26 protein-coding genes are annotated in these 26,684 nt (G+C 57.7%); 12 read left to right on the top strand and 14 right to left on the bottom strand.

Annotated elements, in window-relative coordinates; translation table 11 throughout:
• Positions 1-9 precede the first annotated feature (9 nt).
• From ACXAET_RS06455 to ACXAET_RS06465, 3 genes are all read right to left on the bottom strand, one after another.
• A complete protein-coding gene (locus ACXAET_RS06455; RefSeq protein ID WP_475182826.1) occupies positions 10-1,275 on the bottom strand; it encodes an MFS transporter in 1,266 nt (421 codons plus the stop codon).
• 117 nt (positions 1,276-1,392) lie between these two features.
• Complete coding sequence (queA, locus tag ACXAET_RS06460) at positions 1,393-2,439, bottom strand: tRNA preQ1(34) S-adenosylmethionine ribosyltransferase-isomerase QueA (protein WP_475182829.1); 1,047 nt, start codon at positions 2,437-2,439, stop codon at positions 1,393-1,395.
• Between the two features lie 31 nt (positions 2,440-2,470).
• Positions 2,471-5,854: a YhdP family protein gene (locus tag ACXAET_RS06465; protein WP_475182832.1), complete on the bottom strand. Its 3,384-nt coding sequence runs from the start codon at positions 5,852-5,854 to the stop codon at positions 2,471-2,473.
• Between the two features lie 68 nt (positions 5,855-5,922).
• On the opposite strand from ACXAET_RS06465, the gene ACXAET_RS06470 reads away from it, so the two are divergent.
• From ACXAET_RS06470 to aqpZ, 6 genes are all read left to right on the top strand, one after another.
• A complete protein-coding gene (locus ACXAET_RS06470) occupies positions 5,923-6,384 on the top strand; it encodes a peroxiredoxin (RefSeq protein WP_475182836.1) in 462 nt (153 codons plus the stop codon).
• 85 nt (positions 6,385-6,469) lie between these two features.
• Entirely contained in the window at positions 6,470-7,285 is an 816-nt protein-coding gene (locus ACXAET_RS06475; protein WP_475187139.1) for a ferritin-like domain-containing protein, read from the top strand.
• A 178-nt stretch (positions 7,286-7,463) separates the two neighbouring features.
• Positions 7,464-8,789, top strand: a complete 1,326-nt coding sequence (locus ACXAET_RS06480) for a DUF5930 domain-containing protein (protein WP_475182840.1) — start codon at positions 7,464-7,466, stop codon at positions 8,787-8,789.
• Complete coding sequence (locus ACXAET_RS06485) at positions 8,779-9,279, top strand: bactofilin family protein (protein WP_475182843.1); 501 nt, start codon at positions 8,779-8,781, stop codon at positions 9,277-9,279. The genes ACXAET_RS06480 and ACXAET_RS06485 overlap by 11 nt, the downstream gene beginning before the upstream one ends.
• Before the next feature lie 96 nt (positions 9,280-9,375).
• On the top strand, positions 9,376-10,185 hold the full coding sequence (locus ACXAET_RS06490; RefSeq protein WP_475182846.1) for a M90 family metallopeptidase: 810 nt from the start codon (positions 9,376-9,378) through the stop codon (positions 10,183-10,185).
• An 89-nt stretch (positions 10,186-10,274) separates the two neighbouring features.
• Positions 10,275-10,961 carry an aquaporin Z gene (gene aqpZ / locus ACXAET_RS06495; protein ID WP_475182849.1) on the top strand — a complete coding sequence of 229 codons (687 nt, stop codon included), beginning with the start codon at positions 10,275-10,277 and terminating at the stop codon, positions 10,959-10,961.
• A 50-nt stretch (positions 10,962-11,011) separates the two neighbouring features.
• On the opposite strand, the gene ACXAET_RS06500 is transcribed toward aqpZ, so the two are convergent.
• Entirely contained in the window at positions 11,012-11,560 is a 549-nt protein-coding gene (locus ACXAET_RS06500) for a peptidylprolyl isomerase (protein ID WP_475182851.1), read from the bottom strand.
• Positions 11,553-12,059: a peptidylprolyl isomerase gene (locus ACXAET_RS06505; RefSeq protein ID WP_068331921.1), complete on the bottom strand. Its 507-nt coding sequence runs from the start codon at positions 12,057-12,059 to the stop codon at positions 11,553-11,555. The genes ACXAET_RS06500 and ACXAET_RS06505 overlap by 8 nt, the downstream gene beginning before the upstream one ends.
• A gap of 134 nt (positions 12,060-12,193) precedes the next feature.
• Between ACXAET_RS06505 and ACXAET_RS06510 the strand changes: the two genes are divergently transcribed.
• From ACXAET_RS06510 to ACXAET_RS06535, 6 genes are all read left to right on the top strand, one after another.
• Entirely contained in the window at positions 12,194-13,384 is a 1,191-nt protein-coding gene (locus ACXAET_RS06510) for a phosphoglycerate kinase (protein ID WP_475187144.1), read from the top strand.
• A 68-nt stretch (positions 13,385-13,452) separates the two neighbouring features.
• Positions 13,453-13,797, top strand: a complete 345-nt coding sequence (locus ACXAET_RS06515; RefSeq protein WP_475182856.1) for a lysozyme inhibitor LprI family protein — start codon at positions 13,453-13,455, stop codon at positions 13,795-13,797.
• A gap of 129 nt (positions 13,798-13,926) precedes the next feature.
• Entirely contained in the window at positions 13,927-14,226 is a 300-nt protein-coding gene (locus ACXAET_RS06520) for an FtsB family cell division protein (RefSeq protein WP_475182860.1), read from the top strand.
• A gap of 163 nt (positions 14,227-14,389) precedes the next feature.
• Entirely contained in the window at positions 14,390-15,403 is a 1,014-nt protein-coding gene (gene pdhA, locus ACXAET_RS06525) for a pyruvate dehydrogenase (acetyl-transferring) E1 component subunit alpha (protein WP_475182864.1), read from the top strand.
• Positions 15,403-16,779: a pyruvate dehydrogenase complex E1 component subunit beta gene (locus ACXAET_RS06530; protein ID WP_475182867.1), complete on the top strand. Its 1,377-nt coding sequence runs from the start codon at positions 15,403-15,405 to the stop codon at positions 16,777-16,779. The genes pdhA and ACXAET_RS06530 overlap by 1 nt, the downstream gene beginning before the upstream one ends.
• 14 nt (positions 16,780-16,793) lie before the next feature.
• A complete protein-coding gene (locus ACXAET_RS06535; RefSeq protein WP_475182869.1) occupies positions 16,794-18,098 on the top strand; it encodes a pyruvate dehydrogenase complex dihydrolipoamide acetyltransferase in 1,305 nt (434 codons plus the stop codon).
• Between the two features lie 194 nt (positions 18,099-18,292).
• Here ACXAET_RS06535 and cysE read toward each other — a convergent pair whose 3' ends face one another.
• The 9 genes from cysE to ACXAET_RS06580 all read right to left on the bottom strand — a co-directional run bounded on the left by cysE (position 18,293) and on the right by ACXAET_RS06580 (position 26,683).
• On the bottom strand, positions 18,293-19,102 hold the full coding sequence (gene cysE / locus ACXAET_RS06540) for a serine O-acetyltransferase (protein ID WP_475182872.1): 810 nt from the start codon (positions 19,100-19,102) through the stop codon (positions 18,293-18,295).
• A gap of 164 nt (positions 19,103-19,266) precedes the next feature.
• Positions 19,267-19,557 (bottom strand): DUF7742 family protein, encoded by a 291-nt coding sequence (locus ACXAET_RS06545; protein ID WP_475182876.1) that lies wholly within the window; start codon positions 19,555-19,557, stop codon positions 19,267-19,269.
• Between the two features lie 8 nt (positions 19,558-19,565).
• Entirely contained in the window at positions 19,566-23,528 is a 3,963-nt protein-coding gene (locus ACXAET_RS06550; protein WP_475182881.1) for a baseplate multidomain protein megatron, read from the bottom strand.
• Positions 23,529-23,975 (bottom strand): NlpC/P60 family protein, encoded by a 447-nt coding sequence (locus ACXAET_RS06555; RefSeq protein WP_475182883.1) that lies wholly within the window; start codon positions 23,973-23,975, stop codon positions 23,529-23,531.
• Complete coding sequence (locus ACXAET_RS06560) at positions 23,972-24,859, bottom strand: DUF2163 domain-containing protein (RefSeq protein WP_475182887.1); 888 nt, start codon at positions 24,857-24,859, stop codon at positions 23,972-23,974. The genes ACXAET_RS06555 and ACXAET_RS06560 overlap by 4 nt, the downstream gene beginning before the upstream one ends.
• Entirely contained in the window at positions 24,859-25,491 is a 633-nt protein-coding gene (locus ACXAET_RS06565) for a phage distal tail protein, Rcc01695 family (protein ID WP_475182891.1), read from the bottom strand. The genes ACXAET_RS06560 and ACXAET_RS06565 overlap by 1 nt, the downstream gene beginning before the upstream one ends.
• Positions 25,492-25,507: 16 nt before the next feature.
• The gene (locus tag ACXAET_RS06570) at positions 25,508-26,170 is read right to left on the bottom strand and encodes a phage tail tape measure protein (RefSeq protein WP_475182896.1); all 663 of its coding nucleotides are present in this window, start codon (positions 26,168-26,170) and stop codon (positions 25,508-25,510) included.
• Positions 26,157-26,366, bottom strand: coding sequence for a rcc01693 family protein (locus tag ACXAET_RS06575; RefSeq protein ID WP_475182901.1), 210 nt, complete (start codon positions 26,364-26,366; stop codon positions 26,157-26,159). The genes ACXAET_RS06570 and ACXAET_RS06575 overlap by 14 nt, the downstream gene beginning before the upstream one ends.
• A complete protein-coding gene (locus ACXAET_RS06580; RefSeq protein ID WP_475182904.1) occupies positions 26,363-26,683 on the bottom strand; it encodes a gene transfer agent family protein in 321 nt (106 codons plus the stop codon). The genes ACXAET_RS06575 and ACXAET_RS06580 overlap by 4 nt, the downstream gene beginning before the upstream one ends.
• Between the last annotated feature and the right edge of the window lies 1 nt (position 26,684).

Genomic DNA, 26,684 nt, shown 5'->3' on the forward strand with positions numbered 1-26,684 from the left:
TTATGTGTTTTAGGCCACATCTTGCGTTTCAGCCTCGGCGGCTTCGATCGCGACCTCCTGCGCCAACTCGACCGCAACGGGCGAAGCGGTCGCATAAACTGTGGACATTGTACCCGTTTCGTCAACCGGGATCGCGGCACGCTGTGTCATGCGATACAGCGCATAAACAGCTGTCGTGACCAGAAGCGCGGCAATGAACAGGAAAAACCCTTGCGGGCCAAACACCGCATCACCCATCAGCCACCCTGTAATTAGCGGACCGGCAATCGCGCCAAGCCCATTGATAAACAACAACCCACCCGATGCGGCAGCCATGTCTTCATGCTGCAAAAAGTCGTTCGCGTGAGCGATGAGAAGGGAATACAGCGGGTTCGACATCCCTCCGATCACGAAGGCCGAGACCAGCAGGATAGGGAAAGACAGACCAAACAGCATTCCTGCAATCGCGCCGCAGGCGCCAGTGACTGCAACCACCATGATCAGCACGCGGCGGTCCATACGGTCAGAAAACCAGCCCAGCGGATATTGCAGCACCAAGGCGCCGACATAAAACGCGGCAACGAAGGTCGAGATTTCAGCCAACGAAAGATCTGCTCGAGCGCCGTAGACTGAGGCCATGCCAAACTGAGCCGAGAATACTCCGCCCAACAGAAACATACCGACGCAGCCCAAGGGCGAATACCCAAACAATTCGCGCAGGGTCATAGGTTTAGTGGAATCAAAAGCGGGCGTAGGTGAAATCGACAACAGAATCGGTGCAAATGAAACCGAAACCAGGATTGAGGCAATTACGAATGTATCGAACCCGGCAGGGTCGCCCAAAAGAACCAAGCCTTGGGCGCTGATGATGCCCACCATCTGAAAGATCATGTATAGCGACAGGGCCTGTCCGCGGTTTTCGTTGCTGGCGGCATTATTCAACCAACTCTCGGCCGTGACGTACACGCCGGAAAAGCAGAACCCGATCAGAACGCGCCCGAAAATCCAGACCACAGGATTGGTCATCAACGGGTACAAAATCATCACCGCCGAGATGAATGACGCCAGTGCTGCGAACACGCGCACATGGCCGACGCGTCGGATCATCTCGGGTGCCAGGCGTGAGCCGCCAAGAAAGCCAAGGAAATACGCCGACATCACAAACGACATCTCTAGGGTCGAAAACCCTTCGATTTCACCGCGAACACCCAGAATCGTGCCCTGCAGGCCGTTGCCGACCATCAGAAGTCCCATCCCAAGAAGAAGCGCCCATGCGCTGGAAAGAACCTGAAGCATTCGCGCCTCCAAGAAATGTAATTTCGACCTGAACTGTGGAATCGCTTGTATAGGAAAAACGGCTCTGTTCGTGCTTGTCTACGACATTGCGGGCAAATGATCCCGACAACGCGCCTCTTACGGGATCAAAAGCGACGCGTCACCATAGGAGAAGAATCGGTATTCCTGCGCGATGGCATGGGCGTAGACTTCACGCATTCTGTCCTGTCCCATCAGTGCCGACACCAGCATCAAAAGTGTGGATTTTGGCAAATGGAAATTGGTCATCAACGCGTCTGCCACATGGAATTTAAAACCGGGGTAGATAAAAATATCCGTCTCCCCCTCCCACGGTTCGATCCGGCCAGAGCGCCCCGCGCTTTCGATCAGGCGCAGGGCGGTTGTTCCGACGGGGATGATCCGCCCGCCAGCCTCTTTCGTGGCGCGGATTTCTTCGGCAGCCTCGGCGCTGACTCGGCCCCACTCTGCGTGCATTTTATGGGTGGTTACGTCTTCAACCTTGACCGGCAGAAAGGTGCCAGCACCCACATGCAGCGTCACATGGCTAAGTTCGACGCCGCGCACTGCCAGCGCCTGCATCAGGGAGTCATCAAAATGCAGTGAGGCTGTGGGGGCCGCAACTGCGCCAGAGTTTCGCGCCCAGATCGTTTGGTAATCGGTCTTGTCCCGCTCGTCCGCCGGGCGTTTGGCGGCGATATATGGTGGTAAAGGCATCGCACCTGCCTGCTCCAATGCCGCGTCGAAATCATCCCCTGTCAGGTTAAACCTTAGATAGGCCCGCCCACCGTCCGCGCGCTCAAGCGTTGCGCTGAGGTCATCGGAAAACTGGATGTCTTCCCCGAGCCTAACCTTTTTTAGCGGTTTGATCAGCGCCGCCCATGTGCCATCGGCCTGCGGGTCCAACAAGGTTGCCTCAATTGCAGCTGAAACTGGTCCCTGAGCGCTGTCACGATGGCGGCGACCATTCAGGCGCGCGGGGATGACGCGGGTATCGTTTAGAACCAGCCGATCACCGGGTTGCAGCCAATCGGGAAGATCGAACACATGCGCATCCGACAGCGTATCCTTGCTCGCAACAAGCATCCGCGCCGACGAGCGCGGGCTGGCGGGTCGCGTTGCAATCAGGTCTTCGGGAAGGTGGAAATCAAAATCGCTGAGTTTCATGGCCGCGCCATACAGCGCCCGTCATTCCAAATCAACGCTCCTCGGCGGATGATCCGAATGTCCGTTTTGGCTCATCGGGCTTGATGGGCTGTGCGTTGGGTCCATCGGAGACCGTAGGGGCCGGGGCGCGCAGCAGGTTACGCAGGAACAGCGGTGCCAGTCCGGAAAGCGGGTTCACCGAGACCTTCGGCTGCCGCAATGGCCCGGACAAAGTATAGTTGAACCCTATGACGCCCTCACCTTTCCGGGTGAAAACGCTGCCAATTGCGTTGACCAGGTAGATCGGAGAAATCGCACCCCGCAAATCCAGAACGCCGGCCACAGTGTCGATCGTACCATCGAAAGACAGGCCCATCGACGGACCAACTGCGCTGCCACTTAGAACTTTTACCTCGGTCGGCGTGATCCGCATGCGGCTGTCGATGCTGGCAAAAAAGATACCTTGCCCCGCCATTTCATCCAGCAAGCCCACAAGGCTGATTGCATTCAGAAGCGCAGCCATGGCCGGAGCGTCCTTGATGCGCGTGTTGGATATCTTGAGGATCACGTCGTAATTGCCCGGACCCGCCACCGGTTCCAGTTGTAAATCCAAATCTCCGCCACGCGCTTGCGTGATCATACCCGCCGACCGCAACACCGCCCCGGCATCCTCCGACCTGAGCGTCACCGCGCTGCGGCCGTCGCGCGGCGTGACTTGTCCGCGTACAGGGGCGCCACCGTTCACAGCGGCTGTGAAAGCGCCGTTAACACCGCCGCTGGTTTGAAACGCACCGTTAAACCCGGTCAAAGAAATAGACTCCGTGACCTGAAGGCGATCCAAGGCCACATCAAGCCGGGGACTGGCACCAGCGCCCGCGCCTCCTCCGCCGCCGCTTCCGAAAGTCGCGCGCGCAAGGTTCATCACGCCGCCCAGAACGCGAATATTGGGTACCGCTCCGCCACTGTTGACTAATTCGGCAGGAACAGCCAACCAATCCCCCAGATCGAACGAGCTGAACCGCACACGGTCGAAATCCCCGTCGTTAAAGGAAATGGAAGCCGTGCTACGCAATCCGGCGGCGTCGAGCACCAGTTCATCAACGCGTAGATTTTCGCCCAGCGTGGCCTCAACCCTCATGGTTCCGGTTGAGCCCGGGCCCTTGCGCCAGCCGAGTTCGGGAATGGCCAAAGAAACACCCGCCAGATCGGACGACGCGGTTAGCTTTGGCGGTGTCCCCGCCCCGATTCCAAGAGCAATATCCGCAGTGCCCTGCCCTGTCAGCATGCCTTGCGGCAGACCGGCCTTCAATTCAGTCATCAGACGGGGGGACAGTTCGATCTGGCCGGTTACCTCGCTGCGTTGTGGTTCGGTCCCACCGATGGGTTGCCGCCAGGTGGCCTGGATCGGAACATCACCGAACACCCCGTCGCCGGATACTTCAACCTCGGTCTCATTGCCCCTTACCTCAAGCCGGTCGGCGGCGACTGAGAAACCCGGAACCAGCCTGTCGCTTTGGACATCATCTATTTCGCCGAGGAAGTGGAACTGCGTTTCTTCGAACTTCAATTTTTTCTTCATCGGCAGGAACAGCGTCCCGGAAAGGCCCACATGCCCTTCAGCCAGGTCGACGGGCAGGTTTGCCTTGGTCAGCAATTCCAGCGGCGGTCTGTCAAGCAGCGACAAGGCCGCTGTTGTAGTGCCCTTGGCGGTGATCCGGGTGATCGATGGTGAGTCTTTCTTAATGCCCGTATCGGGGATGATGAAAGACGTGCCGGATGCGTCGATTGCACCCCCTTCATCCGCAAAGACCACGCCCGCCTCAGCCGTCGCGGTAAAGCGGCGATTGATCAGACTGGCCTGGCCCTGCGCGTGCTCAAGCGGCGGCAGGGTCTTTGCAAAGCGTATTTTCGCATCCTCGAAGCCAAAATCCAGATATATATCCGGCTTGCTTTCGGGCCGGAAACGCAGCGCGAAATCGACGTCTGAAACCCTGCCTTGATACAGGTTTGTCTCAACCCAAATCCGCGGCTTCGGTGCCAATCGTTCAGGCCAGTAGTTCAGAAGCTCATCCGCGTTCATACCGTCAAGATGCGCGTCCAGATCTGCTACCCAGCCATTTGCTTCACCAATCAAATTACCCGAGCCGAGCAGCTGGTAATTTGCGTCTTCGATCATGATCTGACCTAAGCGCAACCGGAACGGAGCCAGCTTCATCTGCATATCCAGATCGGCGCGCGCCAATGACAGCGGTACTGGAAACAGGTCAGCCGGGTTGATGTTGATACTGCTGAGGCTGAGCTGCGAGGTCAGACTTTCCAGAGCGCCATTCTCGATCCCTTCAAGATACGCTTTCCCCTCAGCCTGAAAAGAGCCCCAGGCCGAAACCACTGAAACCTCGTTGAAATCCAATTCCTGCCGCTTGGGCTCATAGGTGAAGTAGGTTCGGGCAGATTCAAACGGGATCGGCTTAGTTTCTTGTGTCGGTTGCACCACCCCTGCCCCAAGATTGAGTGTGGCATAGAGCGGCCCAAGTGCCGTGGTTGCGTCGATGCTGCCGCGCAATGCGCCTGAAATCGGTGCTTTGAGGACCTGCAACCATGACAGGGCAAGACTTTGGCTGGCGATGTCTTCCGCCGGAAGGTCGGTGATCGAAACGCCAAACTCAGCCCGCGATGACCCAAGAACACTGGCGTAATTGGCCTCGATCGTGCTGGCATAGTCGCGCCCGGTCAGAACCGAGAACCCGGTGGCCAGTCGCAACTCATCCCCGTTGCGCGTCACTGTGACACGACCGCCATCAAAGACCCAGGCCCTGCCAAGCCGCAAGTCCTGATAGTCCAGTGTCAAAGACTCCAATTCAACAGACCGAATGCCGGACAGGATCGGCGACAAGAACACGTCATCCAATTGGTCGATCAGTTGTGCAAGGTCCGGTGCTTTCTGCACCGGCGTACTCCCCGAGCCCACGATCAGCGACAATGCCCCATCCTGCCCACGGGTCAACGCGATTTGCGCATCCCTCAGTATGATGCGGCGCGGACGAATCTGCCCCCGCAACAGACCACGCATTGAAAGACGGGTTCGCAGGTCGGACACCTGCGCAATCTGTTGACCGGCCGCATCGCTGATCGTGACATCGGTCAGCCGCAGCCTTGGCCGCCATTCTTCATTGATGATGAAGCTGGCGTCGCCGAACCGGAACTGAAGACCTCCAAGGCTTTCTTCCAGCCGCTGTTCCACCTTTTTGCGTACCCAATCCGGTGCGTGAAGGTTCTGGCCGAACAGGAAATACCAACCAACGAAGGCCAGGATCGCAATCGAAAGCACAGTCCAGCCAGAAAAATGAACAGCGATACGACGACGCGACCGGCGGCGCGGAGGGGTCTCCGACAGCGGCGCACTTTCGTCTTCGTGCTGAATCAATTTTCCATCCACGTCTTTCAACCCGCTCGCGGCGCCCTATGATGACGGGCAGCCCTTAGAAAACTTTAACGGAGTTTCCAATGCCCGACGTTTCAGACATCGCCCCGGATTTCACTTTGCCCCGCGACGGCGGCGGTGAGGTCAGCTTGTCAGCCATGCGCGGCGGCGTTGTTGTTCTGTTTTTCTATCCCCGCGATGATACGCCGGGCTGCACCAAGGAATCCATCGGTTTCTCGGAACAACTTCAAGCCTTTGCTGATGCGGGCGCTCACGTTTTCGGGATTTCGCGGGACAGCGTTGCCAAGCACGACAAGTTCGTTGCCAAGCACAATCTGACCACGCCTTTGCTGTCAGACGAAGGTTCAACCGTTTGTGAAGACTACGGCGTTTGGGTCGAGAAAAACATGTATGGCAAAAAGTCTATGGGGATCGAGCGTTCGACCTTCATCATCGACGCCAAAGGCAAGATCGCCAAGGTTTGGCGCAAGGTCAAAGTACCCGGGCACGTGGATGAGGTGCTGGAAGCCGTACGCGCGATGTGAACGCTCTCGACCGCGGTCGCCAACCGGTCTAAGACCCGCGCAACTCAACAGGCGGAGATACCCGGTGTCCAAGACGTTGACCCAGATGGCGAACGAAGTTCTGACCACGGCGGATGGGCGGGAAAAAACCGCCCTTTCCAAGCGCCACGCCGCAACATGGTTTGCCTCGCGCAAGGGTGAGTCACCCGCAATTGAAATCGGTACAGCGACACCTCCGTTGCAGCCCGCCCGTCCCGAGCGGCCCGAACTTCTGTCGCCACGCGAAGTTCCCAAGCGCAAGCCCGGCTCTGAGGCGGGCCGCATCGCCTTGCTGCATGCAGTTGCGCATATCGAGTTGAACGCGGTCGACCTGCACTGGGACATCATCGCCCGGTTCGGGCACGTGCCCATGCCGATCGGGTTTTATGATGATTGGGTCAAATGCGCCGAGGAAGAGTCACGCCATTTCGAGATGGTCTGCGACTGCCTTGAAAACATGGGCAGCCATTATGGTGCCCTGCCCGCCCATGCCGGCATGTGGCGCGCGGCAGAGGACACCGCCGACGATCTGATGGGCCGATTGGCTGTCGTTCCAATGGTGCTTGAGGCGCGCGGGTTGGATGTGACACCCGGCATGATCAACATCTTCCGAAAGGCCAAGGACGAACAGGCCATCGCCGCGCTGGAAGTGATCTACGCCGAAGAGGTCGGGCATGTGGCCTATGGCTCGAAATGGTTTCACTTCTTGTGCGGGCGTGAAAATGCGGATCCCAAAGACGTGTTTCACCACTTGGTCCGGCGTTATTTCCACGGCGTTCTGAAACCTCCCTTTAATGAGGAGAAACGCGCCGAAGCCGGACTGCCGCCCGACTTTTATTGGCCACTGACCGAGGATCTGCCGCCGCCCGGCAACGCGGATTAAGTGCACTCACATTGATGTTTTCGGCAATTTCCCGCCGAGAATTGGCGGGAAAAAGATGGTTTTAAGGGTGAACAGGTTAACAAACTTGCCCTAATCCAGTGCGCCCTTTATGCAAAGCCTCAAGGGACGGCGGACGCTCACGACCGGTCCCGATCATGGGGATGAGAGGTATAGACGCGTGCGAACCCGTCTGGCAATAAAACTACACTCACTGTTCGAACGGTATTTCCCGGAGCGCCGGGTCTTTCTAAAATCTGATAACGATACGCGGTTTATCCGGCTCAGTTCGGAAACGCAGGTGGCTGCTGTTGCCGGGGTATGCGTAATCATAGGCTGGACGGCCGTCGCGACAGCGATCCTTTTGATGGACAGCATCGGATCAGGCAATTTTCGCGAGCAGGCCAAACGGGATCAGGCAACCTATCAAGAGCGTCTGAACGTCCTGTCTGCCGAGCGCGACGCCCGCGCAATAGAAGCGCTTGCCGCGCATGACCGGTTCAACGCGGCGCTTGAGCAGATATCGGCAATGCAATCCGAGCTTTTGGCGTCAGAAAACCGTCGCCGCGAGCTTGAAACTGGTATCGAGGTCATTCAGACCACCCTGCGCGCAACAATGAAGCAGCGCGAAGAGGCTCGCGCAGAACTGGCCAACCTGCAGGCCGGTGGCGGCGAAAGCGAAATGTACGTAACGGCCATGGCTGCCCCCGAACAGATGACCTTCATGACCGAGGCGCTGGCACGCACGGCACAGGAACGCGATCAGATCGCCTCAGATGCGCAAGACGCATTGAAGCAGCGCGAAGAGCTAGAGCTGGAAATTCAGCTGATGCAGGAACGAAGCGAAGAGATCTTCCGCCAGCTAGAAGAAGCGATGGTGATCTCGGTCGAACCGCTCGACAAGATGTTCCGCCAGGCCGGCATGCCTACGGACCGTATCATCGAAGAGGTCCGCCGCGGGTACAGCGGTATGGGCGGCCCTTTGAACCCCATCTCGTTCAGCACACGCGGTGAGGAGCTTACTCCGGACGAAATACGCACAAACGTCTTGCTGCAGCAGATGGATAAACTGAACCTTTACCGCATTGCCGCCGAAAAAGCCCCCTTCGCCTCACCCACCAAGGCGGCCGTACGCATGACGTCTGGCTTTGGCTTTCGGCGCGATCCGTTTTCGGGTGGGCGCCGTATGCACAGCGGCATTGATTTCGCTGGTGCGCATGGTACAGATATCTTTGCAACCGCAGATGGCGTCGTCACATTTGAGGGCTGGCAATCGGGCTACGGGCGTGTTGTAAAAATCCGCCATGCGTTCGGTATTGAAACCATCTATGCCCACAACACAAAGAACCGCGTGAAAAAGGGACAAAGAGTCTCGCGCGGGGATCATATTGCTGATATGGGTAGCACTGGACGGTCTACCGGAACGCATCTGCACTATGAAGTGCGCGTTGACGGAAAACCTGTTAACCCAATGACTTACATCAAGGCTGCGAGAAATGTTTTCTAAAAGCAAAATCAACGAGCCCGCGTCCAACGCCCATGAGGCGGCGAAACCCGCGGCACCGGCGAAACCGGCGGCACCTGCACCCGCAGAAAACAAGGCCAGTACCGCGCCAAAGCCCAAGCCTCCGGCATCAGTTCTGTCTTCGGACCTGCACATCACGGGCAACCTCAAGACATCGGGCGACATTCAGGTCGAAGGCACTGTAGAGGGCGACATCCGCGCGCACCTGCTGACCATCGGCGAAACGGCGACCATCAAAGGCGAAGTCACCGCAGACGACGTCGTCGTGAACGGCCGCATCGTAGGCCGTGTGAGGGGCTTGAAAGTACGCCTTACGTCGACTGCACGGGTCGAGGGCGACATTATCCACAAGACCATTGCCATCGAAAGCGGTGCGCATTTCGAAGGCTCGGTGCAGCGTCAGGACGATCCGCTGAACCCTGGCCGCAGTGCTAAGCCGGGTGCAAACCCCGCGGCTGAGGTCAAACAGTAACACTGCGCCTACAGCAGAACGAGTGAGCGCCGCAGGTTGCCCTGCGGCGTTTTTCTTTGCTCTTGCTGAGCGAAAAGGTCGGTATAATGTCTTTCTATGCTGATCTTTTTCTCTGTCCTGCTGCTGATTGTCGGCTTCTTCCTATACCGCCATTGGGCCAAATCCCAAGCGCGGCAAAGGCTGCTTTCGACATCACTGACCGATCATCAGCGCAAGGTTATCGAACAGCAAGTCCCGCTGATCCGCCGACTGCCCGCTGACCTGCGCGCCAAGCTTGATGGCAAGGTAAACCTGTTCCTCGATCAGGTCCGCTTTTTTGGGTGCGATGGGCTTGAAGTCACGGAAGAGATGGAGCTTGCCATCGCTGCGCAAGCCAGCCTGCTGCTGGTCAACAGTGACCAATGGTACGACCATCTGACCACCATCCTGATCTACCCGAATGCGTTTAAGTCGCGGCAACGCAGGCAGGATGGCTATGTTGTAAGCGAAAAGGAAATCGTTCGCACCGGCGAAAGCTGGGATCGCGGACCCGTGATCCTATCCTGGTCTCACAGTCGCAAAGGCGCGGCAAATTATCATGACGGCCAGAACGTCGTTTTGCACGAGTTTGCACATCAGGTCGACGACATGTCCGGCGGAACCAATGGCGTTCCGATCCTGAGCGACGGGCAAAGCTTTGCAGAATGGGAACGCGTGTTTCTGACTGCCTATGACGCCCATGTAAACGCGGTCGAGCATGGCAGGCATACAGTCATTGACCCTTACGGAGCGGTAGGCCACGAAGAATTTTTTGCCGTCTCGGTCGAGGTCTTCTTTGAACAACCAAAACAGTTGAAAGCTGCTGTGCCCGATGTCTATGCACAGCTTTCCAAACTGTTTCGGCTCGACCCCGTCAGTTGGAGCTAAACCGGTTCAAGCTGTGTAGTTTCACAAGTAGTTATCAAACAAAGATAATTGAATTATAGTGAAACCCGTTGTTTTCGGGAGGACTTTTCATGTTTCCAAAACTCATGGCCGAGTTTTTCGGTACGTTCTGGCTGGTACTCGGCGGTTGCGGGAGTGCAGTATTAGCGGCAGGCGTTGCTGATGTCGGCATCGGTTGGCTGGGCGTTTCTTTTGCGTTTGGACTGACCGTTTTGACGATGGCATATGCTGTCGGGCATATCTCGGGCGGACATTTCAACCCGGCAGTCAGCCTCGGCTTGATGATAGGCGGCAGGTTCTCGGCAAGCGAACTGATTCCCTATTGGATCGCACAAGTGATCGGCGCGATTGCTGCCGCCGCAGTGCTATACCTGATCGTAAGTGGCGCGCCAGGCTTTGAGAGCGTCGGCAGTTTTGCCACCAACGGATACGGCGAGGCTTCACCCGAGGGATATTCACTGACTTCGGCGCTGGTGATCGAGATCGTGATGACCGCATTCTTCGTCGTGGTCATTCTTGGCGCAACATCCAATTTCGCACCCGAAGGATTTGCTCCGATCGCCATCGGGCTGTGCCTCACGCTGATCCACCTGATTTCCATCCCTGTAACGAACACATCAGTTAATCCCGCGCGTTCAACTGGTGTAGCTCTGTTTGCTGATGGCCCAGCTTTGGCGCAGCTTTGGCTATTCTGGGTTGCCCCATTGGTCGGTGCCGCTATTGGCGCGCTGATCTGGCAGGCGATGGGCGACGACTAGACACTTTCAAGAGGAAAGCCCCGCAGCGATCAACTCCGGGGCTTTTCTAATCATTCAGTGACGGTAACCGTTTTCATAACGTCGGGCTGACCAACCACGGCACCGTTGGGTCCGTCGCCCCGCTTGATCATATCAACCACGTCCATGCCATCGGTAACTTGGCCAACAACTGTGTACTGGCCGTTCAGGAATAGACCCGGTTCAAACATGATGAAGAATTGCGAGTTCGCACTGTCCGGGTCCTGCGCCCGTGCCATGCCCACCACACCGCGGTCATAGTTGAAGTCCGAGAATTCGGCTGGCAAATCGGGTCGATCCGACCCGCCGGTGCCCGCCCGGCGCATGTCGCCTCCGATACGACCGAACTCAACATCTCCGGTCTGCGCCATGAAACCGTCGATCACGCGGTGGAACACCACGCCATCATACTTGCCCTCGGCGGCAAGGGTGCTGATCTGTTCAACATGCTTCGGGGCAAGATCTTCGAACAGATCGACGGTGACCGTGCCATTGGCCCCCTCACCTTCGATCTCGATCTGTAGGCCTGTAGCCAGCGCAGGGCTGGCCAGCAGGACAAATGCTGCGGCCAGTTTATACATCTGCTGCCACCTTAACGCTGATCATGCGGTCAGGGTTCGCAGGCGGCTCACCACGTACGATAGCGTCCACATGCTCCATTCCGTCGATCACACGGCCGTAAACGGTGTATTGGCCGTTCAGGAAGTGGTTGTCCTTAAAGTTGATGAAGAACTGCGAGTTAGCCGAGTCTGGGTTCTGCGACCGCGCCGCACCCAGAGTTCCGCGATCATGCGGAAGCTTTGAGAACTCTGCCGGTACGTTGGGCAGCGACGAGCCGCCAGTTCCCGCCATGCGAATGTTGAACCCGTCTTCCATATCGCCGTGCTGCACGTCGCCGGTCTGTGCCATGAAACCGTCAATCACACGGTGAAAGGCCACGTTGTCATATTCTCCGCCGCGCGCCAATTCCTTCATCCGAGCACTGTGCTGCGGTGCCACGTCGGGCAGCAGTTCAATGACGACCTTGCCATCTTTCAGTTCAATGATGATGGTGTTTTCGGGATCCTTGATCTCGGCCATGTGGCCCTCCTGTCGTTTGTCTTGCGCATTTACCTATTCGCCACGCGCCTGAATGCCAAGTGACGCATTGACCTGAGGGCAAAATGCAGGAAAAGAACCGCCTAAACCTGTTTCAAAACACCAAGGATTGCGCGATGGGCTGGAAAACTCTTGACGATATGGACCTGAACGGCAAGCGCGTGCTGATACGTGTGGATATCAACGTGCCGGTCGCTGACGGCGTGGTGACGGACGATACCCGCATTCAGCGCATCGTGCCGACTGTTCGCGATGTTCTTGCCGCGGGCGGCAAGCCAATCCTGTTGGCTCATTTCGGTCGTCCGGGGGGCGAACGGAAAATGGACCTGTCATTGCAACAACTGGTTCCCGCCCTTGAAACCGCCTTTGGCACCGCTGTCTGTTTCGCCCCCGATTGCGTTGGTGCCGAGGCTGAACAGGCCGCGGACGCGCTGCCATCGGGTCAGGTTCTGTTGCTGGAGAACACGCGTTTTCATGCGGCTGAAACCAAGAATGACGCCGATCTGGCTGCAGGCATGGCCAAGCTGGGCGAAGTCTATTGCAACGACGCCTTCTCGGCCGCACACCGCGCCCACAGCTCGACCGAGGCTATCGCCCGCCTGCTGCCCTCTTGCGCGGGTCGTTTGATGCAGGCCGAGCTTGAGGCGCTGGAGGGTGCTCTGGGTGATCCCAAGCGGCCCGTGACTGCCGTGGTCGGTGGGGCAAAAGTGTCGACTAAGCTGGAGCTGCTGGGCAACCTGATCAACAAGGTGGATTACCTTGTGATCGGCGGCGGTATGGCGAACACTTTCCTCGTCGCCAAGGGGCTGAATGTCGGCAAGTCGCTGGCTGAAACCGCGATGAAAGACACAGCAGCTGAAATTCTGGCCAAAGCCGAAAGCGCGGGCTGCACGATTGTCCTGCCTTCAGACGTGGTTGTTGCCGCAGAGTTTGCAGCCAACGCGGCGCACGAAGTGCTGCCTGCCAATCAATGCACCGATGACGGCATGATCCTTGATGCCGGTCCCGATAGTGTCGCCGCCATCTCGGACATTTTTGCCAAAAGCCGGACCCTGATCTGGAATGGCCCGTTGGGTGCTTTTGAGATCGCACCGTTCAACGCCGCGACCGATGCCGCAGCGCTGAAGGCGGCGGAGCTTACCCGCGCAGGCAACTTGGTGTCCGTCGCAGGCGGGGGCGATACCGTGGCCGCGCTGAATGCGTCCGGTGCGGCAGCCGATTTCTCGTACATCTCAACAGCAGGTGGCGCATTTCTTGAGTGGATGGAGGGCAAAACCCTGCCGGGGGTCGCCGCGCTGGAAGGGTAATCATCTGGTCCGTTTTGGGCAAATGGCACTGCGCATGGTAAGATCGCCGTTTAAGCGGAGATTTTGCCATGAGAGGCCTTGCATTTTTGATAGCTGCCTTGCTTCCAGCGTCCGCTGTCGGACAATCCAGTTGCAATGGCCAAACGCAGATTGATGCCAATTTCTGCGCCAAGGAAAAGTGGGAGATCGCGGACCGTGAACTCAACCGCATCTGGGGCGAAGTCAAACCTTTGGCGGACGCGCGCGGTGACGGGCAAGCTCTTCTGGAGCAGCAGCGCGCGTGGTTGAAGTCACGGGATGCGACCTGCGAGCCCAACCTATCGGCGGGTGGCAGCGCAGACGCGATGTTCTACTGGAGCTGCATGGAAGAACAGACGCTGGCGCGAAACAAGGCGCTGAAAACATGGCAGTGATTGTCGGCCATCAACACATTAAAAAATGCGCGGTAAGGGATTCACATCCCGAATCACCTGTGACATAGTGCTTTGAGATGCCCGAAAAGGGCACGTTATTGAGGCAAACTTCATACGGCGGTAAACAGAGTGTCCCGTTCTCATCGACCCGGCTTGGGCGCAGTCTTCTTCTTCATGGTGGCATTTATGCTGGGTGTGTACTTCACCTTTGCCGCCGTGCAGGGTGACTATGGCCTGTTCAGACGGGTCGAAATTGCAGCAGAACGGGACGCCCTGTCGCGCGATCTTGCCAAGCTTGAGGCCGAGATCGCGGAAATGGAAAACCTGACACGTCGTTTGTCCGACACCTATCTGGATCTTGATCTGCTGGACCAACAGGCGCGTTCTGTTCTCGGCATGATCCGCTCAGACGAAATCGTGATCCGCTGAACCCAGCCTGACAACGCGTTTCAACCGCGAGCCTGGCCACAAGCCAAAGGCCGGAATTCGCACATCCGACGCCGCGTCACATTTACCCTCGCCAGATTGCCGGAAATGCTTTATGAGATAGTTTAACGCTAAACTATCTGTCCGAAAGGGGGAGATCGCCACAATGGCTGCGCGAAAAACCACAAAGAAACCAAATGTTTCTGCAGAAGAGCTAAAAACCTACTACCGGGAAATGCTTCTGATCCGTCGATTCGAGGAAAAAGCGGGTCAGCTATATGGTATGGGTCTGATCGGTGGGTTCTGCCACCTCTACATCGGGCAGGAAGCCGTTGTCGTTGGCCTTGAGGCCGCTGCCAAAGAAGGCGACAAGCGCATTACGTCCTACCGTGACCACGGTCACATGCTTGCCTGCGGGATGGAGCCAGGCGGTGTGATGGCCGAACTGACCGGTCGCATCGGCGGGCTGTCAAAAGGTAAGGGCGGCTCGATGCACATGTTCTCGAAAGAAAAGCACTTTTACGGCGGTCACGGCATCGTCGCCGCGCAGGTGCCGCTTGGTGCGGGGCTGGCTTTTGCCGACAAGTACAAGGAAAACGGCGGTGTGACCTTCACCTATTTTGGGGACGGTGCTGCCAACCAGGGTCAGGTCTATGAGACGTTCAACATGGCCGCGATCTGGAGCCTGCCTGTGGTGTTCGTGATCGAGAATAACCAATATGCGATGGGAACCTCTCAGGCCCGTTCGACTTCGACCAAGGATATTTACCACCGTGGTGAGGCGTTTGGCATTCCGGGTGAAATCGTCGACGGCATGGATGTGTTGGCCGTGAAAGCCGCCGGAGAAAAGGCCGTTGCCCATTGTCGCGCTGGCAAAGGTCCGTACATCCTCGAAATCAAGACCTACCGCTATCGTGGCCACTCAATGTCCGACCCGGCCAAGTACCGAACCCGCGAAGAGGTTCAGAAAGTTCGCGAACAAAGCGACCCGATCGAGCACGTGCGCGAACTGCTGCTGACCGGCAAGCACGCAACCGAGGATGATCTGAAGGCGATCGACAAGGAAATCAAAGAGATCGTAAACCAGGCCGCCGAATTCTCGAAAGAAAGCCCCGAGCCTTCCGTCGAAGAGCTCTGGACCGATATTTATGCAGACGAAATTCCGCAGGAGGCCGTGTAATGGCGACCGAGATCCTGATGCCCGCCCTGTCCCCGACCATGGAAGAGGGCACGCTGGCCAAGTGGCTGGTTAAAGAAGGCGATACCGTTTCCTCCGGCGACATCATGGCCGAGATCGAGACTGACAAAGCGACGATGGAATTCGAAGCTGTCGACGAAGGTATCGTCGGTAAGATTCTGATCGAAGAAGGTACTGAGGGGGTAAAGGTCAACACCCCCATCGCGATCCTGGTCGAAGAAGGCGAAGACGCGTCCGCCCTGCCCGAGGCTGCGCCCGCAGCCGCAGCGGAGGCTGAGGCCGCCCCAGCGGCGGTTGAGGCCCCCGCTCCTGCCGCATCATCAGCCCCTGCCGCTCCCAAGGTTGATCTGTCGCCTGACTGGCCCGCCGACGCGGAAATGGCGCAGCAAACCGTGCGTGAAGCGCTGCGCGATGCGATGGCCGAGGAGATGCGCAGCGACGAAGACGTTTACCTGATGGGCGAAGAGGTCGCCGAGTACCAAGGCGCCTACAAAGTCTCTCAGGGTCTTCTGGACGAGTTCGGCAGCAAGCGCGTGATCGACACCCCGATCACCGAGCACGGCTTTGCCGGGATCGCCGTTGGTTCAGCCTTTGGCGGATTGAAGCCGATTGTCGAGTTCATGACCTTCAACTTCGCCATGCAGGCGATTGACCAGATCATCAACTCTGCCGCGAAAACGCTGTATATGTCCGGCGGTCAAATGGGCTGCCCCATCGTGTTCCGCGGTCCTAATGGTGCTGCCGCCCGCGTGGCTGCTCAGCACAGTCAGGACTACGCCGCATGGTATATGCAAATACCCGGTCTGAAAGTCGTTATGCCCTATTCGGCAGCCGATGCAAAAGGCCTGCTGAAATCGGCAATCCGTGACCCCAACCCGGTGGTCTTTCTGGAAAACGAGATCTTATACGGTCGCTCGTCCGATGTGCCGCAAGTCGATGATCTGACCATCCCGCTGGGCAAGGCCCGCATCTGGCGCGAGGGATCGGATGTAACCATCGTCAGCTTTGGCATTGGTATGCAATACGCGTTGGAAGCCGCCGACAAGCTGGCCGAGGAAGGCATCAACGCCGAGGTGCTCGACCTGCGCACCCTTCGTCCAATGGACACAGGCGCAATCATCAATTCGGTGATGAAAACCAACCGCCTGGTAACCGTCGAAGAAGGTTGGCCGCAGGGTTCCGTCGGCAGCTACATCAGCTCGGTCGTGATGCAGGAAGCGTTCGACTACCTTGATGCGCCCGTAATCAACTGCACCGGTAAGGACGTTCCGATGCCGTATGCAGCAAACCTTGAAGAGCTGGCCCTGATTACCACCGATGAGGTGATCGCCGCCGTCAAACAAGTGACCTACCGGTAAGGAGCGACAGACAGATGCCCACCGAAATTCTGATGCCCGCCCTTTCACCGACGATGGAGGAAGGCACACTTGCAAAATGGTTAGTCAAGGAAGGCGATACCGTGTCCTCCGGCGACCTGCTGGCCGAGATTGAAACCGACAAGGCAACGATGGAGTTCGAGGCTGTCGATGAAGGCACCATTGGCAAAATCCTGGTCCCCGAAGGCTCTGAAGGGGTAAAGGTCAATACCGCAATTGCAGTTCTGCTGGAAGAGGGTGAAAGCGCAGATGATATCGCCGCCACACCCGCGGCAGCACCGGAGGCTTCGCCAGAAGCCGCCGCAGGCAACGAGGCCGCCGCTCCTGCGGCGCCTGAGGCGCCTGCCCCTGCCCCGGCTGCTCCGGTCAAGGCCGATGGCGGTCGCATTTTCGCGTCTCCGCTAGCTCGCAGGATTGCCGCTCAGAAAGGTCTTGACCTGTCGCAGATCAAGGGGTCCGGGCCGCATGGCCGTATCGTCAAAGCAGACGTTGAAAGCGCGACCGCGCCTGCTCCGGCGTCCGCGCCTGCCTCGGCTCAGGCAGCACCTGCACCCGCAACCGCCCCGGCAGGACCATCAGCGGATGCTGTCGCCAAAATGTACGAAGGTCGGGAATACGAGGAAATCAAACTCGACGGTATGCGCAAGACAATTGCCGCACGCCTGTCCGAAGCCAAACAGACCATCCCGCATTTCTACCTGCGCCGCGACATCAAGCTGGACGCGCTGCTTAAATTCCGTGGCCAGTTGAACAAACAACTGGAAGGCCGTGGCGTAAAGCTTAGCGTGAACGACTTTATCATCAAAGCCGTCGCCAACGCTTTGCAGCAGGTCCCGGAATGTAACGCAGTTTGGGCCGGTGACCGCGTATTGCAGCTGAAACCTTCGGATGTGGCCGTTGCTGTCGCGATTGAGGGCGGCTTGTTCACCCCGGTCTTGCAGGATGCTGACACAAAATCTCTGTCAGCCTTGTCGACCGAGATGAAAGACCTTGCAGCCCGTGCGCGCGACCGCAAGTTGGCCCCGCACGAGTACCAAGGCGGCACCTTCGCGGTCTCGAACCTGGGCATGTTCGGCATCGACAATTTCGACGCAATCGTGAACCCGCCCCACGCGGGTATTCTTGCGGTCGGCACCGGCCTCAAAAAACCAGTGGTGGGCGATGATGGAGAGTTGACGGTTGCCACCGTGATGTCAGTCACAATGTCGGTCGATCACAGAGTCATTGACGGCGCGCTTGGCGCACAACTGCTACAAGCCATCGTCGATAACCTCGAAAACCCGATGGTCATGCTGGCCTAACAGCGAAATCCTGTTTGAGCCCAAAAACCCCTCCATTGGAGGGGTTTTTTATGCGCTGCGGCACGTGTTGATGTTCCCGTGACGAAACGCTGAATCGTGTCCAAGGTCTAACGGGGTGCGTTTCTCGTTCATTTTGTAAACCAGCTAATTGAAAAAAGCGCGCCGGGTGGGGCGCGCTTAAATTTCAAGTTTCGTTACCGGTTCTTGCCCAGCATGTGATCCATCGAGATAGAAGGCTGATCGCAACCTGCCTCACCAACGATCTTGGCTGGAATGCCAGCAACCGTCTTGCAAGCTGGGACTTCTTGCAACACGACAGAGCCCGCAGCGATACGGCTGCATTGGCCAACCGAAATATTGCCCAGCACCTTGGCTCCGGCACCAATAAGTACGCCATCTCCTATTTTTGGATGGCGATCTTCTTCTTCTTTGCCGGTTCCGCCCAGCGTGACGGAATGCAGCATCGACACGTTGTCTCCTACCACCGCCGTCTCACCGATGACGATCGAGTGCGCGTGGTCTATCATTATGCCTTTGCCGATTTTTGCGGCCGGGTGGATGTCCGTCCCGAATATCTCAGAGGCGCGCATCTGGAAGAAATAAGCCAGATCATGCCGGCCCTTACCCCATAACCAATGCGCGACGCGATAGGTCTGCATGGCCTGATAGCCTTTGAAATACAGGATCGGTTGCAACAAGCGGTGGCAGGCCGGGTCACGTTCGTAAACGGCCATCAGGTCTGCACGCGCCGCCTCGATCAGCGTTGGGTCGTCCGCATATGCTTCGTCCACAACCTCTCGCAGGACCATCATCGACATCTCGTTCGAGCACAGCTTGGCCGAGATGCGATATGACAATGCCCGATCCAGGCTCCGATGGTGCAATATGCAGGCGTGAACCAAACCGCCCATCAATGGCTCGCTCTCGACAGCGGCCTGAGCTTCGCTTGTTATTCGTGTCCAGACCGGATCAACCGGCGTTACGTGACTGCGCTTTTCCAACATAGCTATTGTTCCTTTGCTGCGCTTAGCATGCCATTTAGTGGGTAAAACGCCAAACGCAAACCCGTGATCGGCATGGTAACAAAAATAGATGAAATGGATTGAACCGGTCACAAGGGCAAAAGGGGCCTATGAATTTGCATCTGAGAGCAAAAAATCCCATCGCATTAGCAGCGAGTTGCAAGAAACAGGCCCAGGTGGCGCAGGACCAGTTCGAAGCACCGACAATAGTGCAGATCATCAAAACAAGGCTCATCAGCCAACGGTCTGTTACGTGCGACGGCCATCAATGAGCCATTGCCGAACTCAGGGTGGAGTTGCCCTGTCCTGGAGGCATAATTGTAGGCCAGTTGGGCTTCACGGAACATACGAGCGCACAGTCTTTCACGATCGTCCAGCGGCGCGGCCAGCAAAGCCCGCGCCGCCGCGCTGACGTCCCCGTGCAATACAGGACGCATTGGTTCGCCTACCCAACCGTCAGGTTGGCGTACAAGCCCGGCCCATAGCTGGCCGATACCTGCGCAACCCGAACGCTGTACGCGCCGCTGACACCATCTACCACTTGCGCCGCGGTGGGGTAAAACAAGGTCGGCTCAGTTACGACCTGTTCCCGCACCAAAGCACCATTCACGCTTATTTGAACAAGATAGGATTCGTTCTCCTCTGCAAGCGGCACGTCCAGCCCTGCCCAATCATCTCCGTCCAGACGGGTTCGGCGTATCCAGGACAATTGATCACCGGCTGGCATGTGTATTGCGCTTAGGTGTACTGGCGCGTATGGGCGCAATCCGTTTCCGTCGAAAGCCTCGACCAAGTGCACAAAAGACGGGTCTTCATAGCCACGTGTCGCGGGGCCAATGCGATAATGCTTGGTCACCCGCCGCTCGGATCGCAACAGACCGGTTTGGTAGACGCGTTGATCAAGCAAAACGAACATCGAACCTTCGGGCCAAACATCGGGAATAATTGCGTCTGTCCCAAGCTGACCACGCAACCGGCTGGACAAGGAGTACATGCCCGCCTCTTGCAAATTTGCCTCGGCGAATTGAAAAACTTCCCAGTTTCCAGGCGTGCCATCCCCAATCGCAGCCAGATTGGCACCATTTAGCAGCGCCTCTTGGGTACGGGATTCCAGCAAACCGTCGACAAGCCTAACACGTAGAGCTGCCCCTTCATCCCATATGCCTGCGCTTGCGCGTCTGAGCGGCGTTTCAGTAAAACCAATCACTGCCTGCCCGGGAATGACGTCTTGCAATGCATAGCCTTCGTCGCCTGATGCCGAAAAGACCGCAACACTGCCAGGCCACGGATTTGCCGACGCGGCCAGATACGGGGCATGCAGTGTTTCCGACCCGGTGATCAGCGGCAGATCCATGAACACGGGCAAGACAGGAACAGGTGCAACGAAGGGTTTTTCGGAAACCGCGTCATCCGGCAGATTCGAAGGTGCATAGACATCCGGTTCAACCCGGACCGCCTCGACCAACTGCAGATCAGACTGTTCTAAGCGGTCAATTCGGTAGCGCGCATTCTGCTCCTCATTGGTCAGGCTAATGACATCACCTGCACCCAAGTGCAGCATCGACGGCGGCAAGGCAATCCTGGCTGTCTCGCGCGCAGTACGCGCCTCACTCAACCACCGTTCGGCGGTCTGGCGACCTTCAGCACGGGTCATCGACAAGGGAAACTCGTTCACCGATACTGAATGCGTTTCATCATCTGGCAAGATGGCCTCTTCCGAAACGACGTCATGATCCGCATCGGATTGAACAAAGCTAATGCGCACACGGCCGGACATCTCGGCCTCTGCCTCGCGGCGAAACTCGACACGTCCAGTGATTTCAGGGCTGTCAGCCAGAAGGTCGCTTGCAAGCTCTTCGGCACCGTGACCGCCGCGCATCTGAAACCGCAATACACCGTCCCGCTCGATCGCATCGAAACCATAGCGCAGCATCAACGGCTGCAAAGCTGCCCGCGCAGTAGAGACATCCTCGACCACGTACCCTCTCACAACCCCGTACAGGCGAGAAACATCGATATCCGTGACACCCGCGCCGTAGCAGATTTCCGTAACGACCGAGGCCAAAGTCCGCGTGCCCGATCGCCCGTTTAGCCAGTGACCACGTGGATAATTTTCCCCATCGCTCCACTGGCTTTGCAGGTTAGGAAAAGCAGGAAAGGGACGCGCATCCCAAGCCCATATGTAGGCGTTCGACATATCCACCATCTGACCGCCATACTGATCGGACACGGGGTTCACGTGGGGATCAGACCAGTAGCCAAGCATAGCCTTCAGGTACTGCACCTGCATAAAGTCGTCGCGTGCACCATTTGAATAGCGTGGAATACTGGACTCCGACGACTTGGGGTCAAGAAACTTGTTTGGTTGATTGCTTCCCTTGTCGATTGCCGCGCAACCCAGTTCCGTGAACCAGATCGGCTTGGATCCAGGCAGCCAATCCGTCGGGTCCAACTGCCGGACACCGCCAATGCGTTCATGGTGGCGGTTCGACCACCAGTTTCGTAAATCCTTGTACCGCCAGACCCACGGTTCATCGTGTTCATGATCCGTTATTGGCGTGCGAATCTGCGCTTCGGCTTCCTCGGGTGAGGCATAAAACCAGTCGTATCCTTCACCGCCTTCAATATTTCCGCGAAGATAGTCGAGTTCATAGATCGCATCGGCTCCGGCCTGTCGGTCCAGGTGATCCTCGCCGTTCCTCCAATCGGACAATGGCATGTAATTGTCGATGCCAACAAAGTCGATATTGTCGTCGGCCCAAAGCGGATCGAGGTGGAAATACCTGTCCCCTGTTCCATCGCTGGGCTGATAGCCAAAGTACTCACTCCAATCCGCCGCATAGCCGATTTTCGCGTCCGGCCCCAATATGTCACGCACATCTGCAGCAAGCGACCGCAGCTGCGCAACAGCCGGAAAACCGGAAAGGCCCCGGATTTGGGTCAGCCCCCGCATCTCAGATCCGATGCAGAACGACTCCACCCCACCGGCTGCCTTGCACAGCGCAGCATAGTGCAGGATAAACCGGCGAAAGCCCCATTCCTGCGGACCATTGTAGGCGACAAAACCATCGCCGATGTCAAAATCGCTGGCGCGCGCGGCACCGAAGAAAGCGGCTACCTGTGCATCCGCCGCCGCCGTCTGGTCCGGCGATCCTTCCCGCCCCGGAGCGATGCTTAACGTGATCCGCCCACGCCACGGCAGGTGTGGCTGGCTGTCCGAGCCTGACCACGGATCGGGCAAACCGTTGTCCTGCAGCTGGTCCATCAGGATAAACGGGTAAAACATCACGCGTTGTCCGATGCTTTTCATGTGCCGGATCGCCTGAACAACAGACTGGTCCGCTGGTGTCGCACCGTAAACGGGACGTTCATCTGCGTGCCGAACCGCCTCGGCTGTTTGACGGTTTACCCCGGCTACGGACCAGGGCATGTTTTTCCCTTCAATATCTTTGTGCAAAACCTTTGGCTGTATCTGACATTGCCCGCACCGCAGGTCGCCCCCAAACCAAGATACGATTAGCGAAGCAGCATCACAGGCTGGTAGTTCGGCTTGCAGCGCCCGGACCGAGGTCACCAGATCCGGCAGCCCCGAAGCAGAGTTGACATTCGCGGCCCAGCTTTGCCCCCGCCCCTTGGTGTAGTTGATCTGTTCGCTGGCCAAGGCGTATTCGCCGGTGCCGGGCATCAATGCGACGCCCCGGACCGTTTTCGACAGTGCATCAGACGTGTCCGGCAAATCCGGCTGTTCTTGTCGCACGACTTCAAACGAAAACTGTGGCACCCTGTTTCCGAAAGGTGCCAGTTGAAGATCTTCAATAACGACGTAGGCTGTTCCGCGATAGGCTGGAACACTGTCTGAACCTTCGATGGCTTCAATCAGGGGATCGGGCAGTTGATGATTGTCGCCCGGATAAATCCGCATGTTCAGACCCGCACGCTCCAACTCTTCTCCGTCCGCCCAAATACGTGAGACGTCCGAAATCTGGCCGGCACCTACCGCGATGGCCAGCGAGATCGAGTAGCTGTAGCTGTGCGTGGTTGTCGTGACCTCTGGCGATTTAGGAGAGCCCTTGCCGCCACCGCCACCCTGGGTGGTCGTGCTCGTGCTCTTTGTCTCAAGAAAATCCGAGGCCCAGATGACCTGACCACCCACACGCATACGCCCATAGATCGTTGAGACCGGGGCGCCCTCTCCGGTCTCTGTCAGGCGAAATCGGTCCAGGCGTCCCGTCTCAACGACTTCGCTGCCGCCACCCATGACCGACTGACCCATCAAACGCTGATCAATGACCCGACCCAGTGTCGCACCAACAGCACGCCCAACAATGGCCGAGGACAACCCCGCAACAGTGCCGCCGATTGCACCACCGACCGCAGCACCGGCTGCAGACAGAATTATTGTTGCCATTCACTTGTCCTCCAGCGGAAATTCAAAACAGGCAACCACTCTGCGTCGCCAGGGGGTGCTCAGCGTGCTTTCGACGACTCCGTACCCGGAATAGGCGTGGACAAAGCGCGGCACGGGTTCGTTTTCACTGACGATACCTACATGCTTGGCGACGCCACCGTCGCGCATGCGAAACAACAGGACATCGCCGGTCATCACATTATCGGCTTTCTTTTCGATCAGATGGCGGCGTGCAGCAGCCCACATTCGTTCTTCGCCCTGCGGTTCGGACCAATCCATGCTGTAGGTCGGTACAGCTTCGGGTTCGTTCCCAAGCAAAACGCGCCACACACCGCGCAAAAGGCCAAGGCAATCCGTCCCGACCTCCTTGACCGACGCCTGATGCACATAGGGTGTGCCCAGCCAGCTGCGCGCCTCATCCACTACACTCTGCCTTTGCGCACTCATCGTCTGCTGCCCCCGGTGTTCGGGTTGCTTTGCTTGGGGACGGCCATCATCCAATCCTCGCCAGGAAGGTCAGGAAAACCCTGAAAATTGATGAAATTATTGAATTTCTTGCGACACGCTTCCATGCTTTTATCGCAACCAGCGGTCAGCCTGACGCGATCGCCAACAGCCAGACCACCCGTGATACCTGACCACAACGTGATGTTGCGTCCACGCGCCAGCCGTTCATCTTCCTTGATCGAAGCCCACAGCCCTTGCGCTTGTCCAGAGACTACGTCCACCCTGCCGTGCTTGAACCACCCGGTGTCCGGCCCCTCGGCACCTTTTACTTGCAAAACGGCGTGAGAAACCAAGGTTACAATTTCGGCCTCTGCCTGATAGCCAGGCGTATTCAGATTAAATTTGCAAGTCTCATCCCCCAGAACCGCCGTACACGGTTTCTGATAAATCCGGCCCAACGGTCGGTTCAGCAAATCCGTCAGGCCGCGCAATTCTGCATGGAACGCGCCGCCAGCACGGCGCATTTCACCGATCGAGCCCTTGAACTGCAGTACGCGTTGTTCGGGCTTTGCCCAATTGACCAACCAAGCGCGCACCTCGGCACCATCGAAACGGCCCGCCTCAATGTCCTGCTCAGTAACGGCTGCATCAGACAGGGCACCCATTGCCTCAGAGTTATCAATGGACAGACCGGTGGCCTGCTCAATGACTGAGGCAGTCAGGCCGGTACTGGCTTTGAATTCAATTCCTTCAAAGCTCAGCTTCATGTCGTGGTCCGTAAATCCGTATTCTCGCCCGTCCTTACGCCGGATAGCCCAACACCGACAGGTTGTGGTCAGCCCACTTTGTAGGTGGGCGTAGAGTCCTTGCTTATCACCACTCATCAGACACGCACCTCGACCACCGGGACATTGGGAACGTCGCCCGCTTGAAAGCTGGCGACACTGGTCTGAATTTTGTCGGTGTCAAAACGAACCGGAACGTCAAACTCAAACCCGGCAGTCACTTCGACCTCTTCCGGCGGTGGCGCTGAAAAGGTTATAAGCCCGCTCGCAAGGTCTATTTCAAAGTCTACTCCTTCGCGCATCCGATCCTGTTCCAGCCCGACCTGGACCGTCCCCAAAACGGGTTTGACGATGGGACGGACATAGGTGAACCCGCCAGAACTGTAGGTTTTCACCAACTGAAACGCGGTACGGGTTCCATCGCCTCGTGCTATGACCTGATCGCCTTGGGTTACGTCTGCGGTTGCCGGTCCGGACTTGTAGTCCGACCAGTCCTTCCACCGAAAGCCAAACATTTGCCCCTGACGAGCCTCAAAGAACGAAACCAGCGTTTCGATATCGTCCAGCGATCGCATCCCCAGCCCAGCGTCATAGCGACGACGCGAATGCGCCCAGGGCGTGTTGCGCTCTTCAAACCCATTGGCCAGCGTCACGATATCGGTTCGCCGCTCGGGACCACCAACCGAACCAAAGCTCAGACTGGCGGGAAATCTTACTTCATGGAAATTCATCGGCTGCTCTCTCGTGTTACCTGTTTCGATTGCCACGTCCAAGCGCGCGGCCCATCTGCGCGGCAATCTGCCCCTGGCTGCGCCGGAATCCCTGCACATCCGGTGTTGTGATGTTCATCACCACGTTCACTGCGCGGCCGGCACCGGATGTGCGCACACCGAGTTTGCCGTCGGGACCGCGCGCCAGCGGCATGATGGCCTCTGGTCCAGCCTCGCCCATAAGACCGGTACCGCCGCGCATTGGAAATGTCGTCGGGCCACTGATCACGCCGCCATTAGCAAAGGGCATCACCCGCCCTTGAGAAAAGCTGCCGCCATCTGCAAAAGGCAGGACGCCTTGCACGAAACTGCCGACCGTATTGGCCAGCATGCCCCCAAAATGATCTGTCACAGGCTTAATTGCCGCCGCATACGCTGTCTGAATCATCGAATTCTTCAGTACGCCCAGCGCATCGGACAGATTGATCCCATCCAGCACCACGCTATCGAAAGCTTTACGCAACCCGCCGGACATACCACGCTCAAGTGTTGCAACGTCTTTGCCTGTTTCTTCGAATGCCGCGCCAATGCGTTTCATTTGACTGTCAAAAGCCGCAGCCATCGACGCCGCATCCCCAAGCGAGTCACCCAGTGCCTCACCCCGTTCCTGCAGGTCGTCCAAACCATCACGATCCGTCATCACGGTCTCCTTGTTTTTTGTCCGGGTAAGCGGCAAGCAACGCGTCCAGACCCGCCCGGTTCATCGCTGGCAGTCCTGCGCCCTGTCCTAGCATCAGCCTCAACTCTGCCGGGGTCAGACGCCAGAATTGATCCGGCGTCAGACGTAAGCCAACGAAACCCGCACGCATAAGGGCGGGCCAGTCGAACCCATTCATGCGCCACCAGGTGCCATGAAGGCGCGGGCCAACAGCTCAGCCGCGGCCCGAGCACCTGCCATCGGTCCACCTTCGATCTCGGCATGCAGCAAGTCGGCTTGGGCTACATTGGCCCCTCCGCCGCGCAGCCCGGCCACGATCAACGCCAGCACGTCACCGCTGGAATAGACCCCGCCTTCGAACCGCTGGACCAAGTCCACCAAAGACCCTGCACCCAACGCCTGCTCCAATTCGGCCAAAGCGCCCAACGTCAACTTGAGCACCTTTCTTTCCCCATCGATGGTCAACGCCACCTCGCCCGTCCACGGATTAGCCATC

Source organism: Ruegeria sp. AWH4_226, from assembly GCF_056159225.1.

Coding starts and splice junctions, on each gene's coding strand:
- ACXAET_RS06455 (WP_475182826.1), bottom strand. CDS start 1,275: ATGCTTCAGGTTCTTTCCAGCGCATGGGCGCTTCTTCTTGGGATGGGA.
- queA (WP_475182829.1), bottom strand. CDS start 2,439: ATGAAACTCAGCGATTTTGATTTCCACCTTCCCGAAGACCTGATTGCA.
- ACXAET_RS06470 (WP_475182836.1), top strand. CDS start 5,923: ATGCCCGACGTTTCAGACATCGCCCCGGATTTCACTTTGCCCCGCGAC.
- ACXAET_RS06475 (WP_475187139.1), top strand. CDS start 6,470: ATGGCGAACGAAGTTCTGACCACGGCGGATGGGCGGGAAAAAACCGCC.
- ACXAET_RS06485 (WP_475182843.1), top strand. CDS start 8,779: ATGTTTTCTAAAAGCAAAATCAACGAGCCCGCGTCCAACGCCCATGAG.
- ACXAET_RS06490 (WP_475182846.1), top strand. CDS start 9,376: ATGCTGATCTTTTTCTCTGTCCTGCTGCTGATTGTCGGCTTCTTCCTA.
- aqpZ (WP_475182849.1), top strand. CDS start 10,275: ATGTTTCCAAAACTCATGGCCGAGTTTTTCGGTACGTTCTGGCTGGTA.
- ACXAET_RS06500 (WP_475182851.1), bottom strand. CDS start 11,560: ATGTATAAACTGGCCGCAGCATTTGTCCTGCTGGCCAGCCCTGCGCTG.
- ACXAET_RS06505 (WP_068331921.1), bottom strand. CDS start 12,059: ATGGCCGAGATCAAGGATCCCGAAAACACCATCATCATTGAACTGAAA.
- ACXAET_RS06510 (WP_475187144.1), top strand. CDS start 12,194: ATGGGCTGGAAAACTCTTGACGATATGGACCTGAACGGCAAGCGCGTG.
- ACXAET_RS06515 (WP_475182856.1), top strand. CDS start 13,453: ATGAGAGGCCTTGCATTTTTGATAGCTGCCTTGCTTCCAGCGTCCGCT.
- pdhA (WP_475182864.1), top strand. CDS start 14,390: ATGGCTGCGCGAAAAACCACAAAGAAACCAAATGTTTCTGCAGAAGAG.
- ACXAET_RS06530 (WP_475182867.1), top strand. CDS start 15,403: ATGGCGACCGAGATCCTGATGCCCGCCCTGTCCCCGACCATGGAAGAG.
- ACXAET_RS06535 (WP_475182869.1), top strand. CDS start 16,794: ATGCCCACCGAAATTCTGATGCCCGCCCTTTCACCGACGATGGAGGAA.
- cysE (WP_475182872.1), bottom strand. CDS start 19,102: ATGTTGGAAAAGCGCAGTCACGTAACGCCGGTTGATCCGGTCTGGACA.
- ACXAET_RS06545 (WP_475182876.1), bottom strand. CDS start 19,557: ATGCGTCCTGTATTGCACGGGGACGTCAGCGCGGCGGCGCGGGCTTTG.
- ACXAET_RS06550 (WP_475182881.1), bottom strand. CDS start 23,528: ATGGCAACAATAATTCTGTCTGCAGCCGGTGCTGCGGTCGGTGGTGCA.
- ACXAET_RS06555 (WP_475182883.1), bottom strand. CDS start 23,975: ATGAGTGCGCAAAGGCAGAGTGTAGTGGATGAGGCGCGCAGCTGGCTG.
- ACXAET_RS06560 (WP_475182887.1), bottom strand. CDS start 24,859: ATGAGTGGTGATAAGCAAGGACTCTACGCCCACCTACAAAGTGGGCTG.
- ACXAET_RS06565 (WP_475182891.1), bottom strand. CDS start 25,491: ATGAATTTCCATGAAGTAAGATTTCCCGCCAGTCTGAGCTTTGGTTCG.
- ACXAET_RS06570 (WP_475182896.1), bottom strand. CDS start 26,170: ATGACGGATCGTGATGGTTTGGACGACCTGCAGGAACGGGGTGAGGCA.
- ACXAET_RS06575 (WP_475182901.1), bottom strand. CDS start 26,366: ATGAATGGGTTCGACTGGCCCGCCCTTATGCGTGCGGGTTTCGTTGGC.
- ACXAET_RS06580 (WP_475182904.1), bottom strand. CDS start 26,683: ATGGCTAATCCGTGGACGGGCGAGGTGGCGTTGACCATCGATGGGGAA.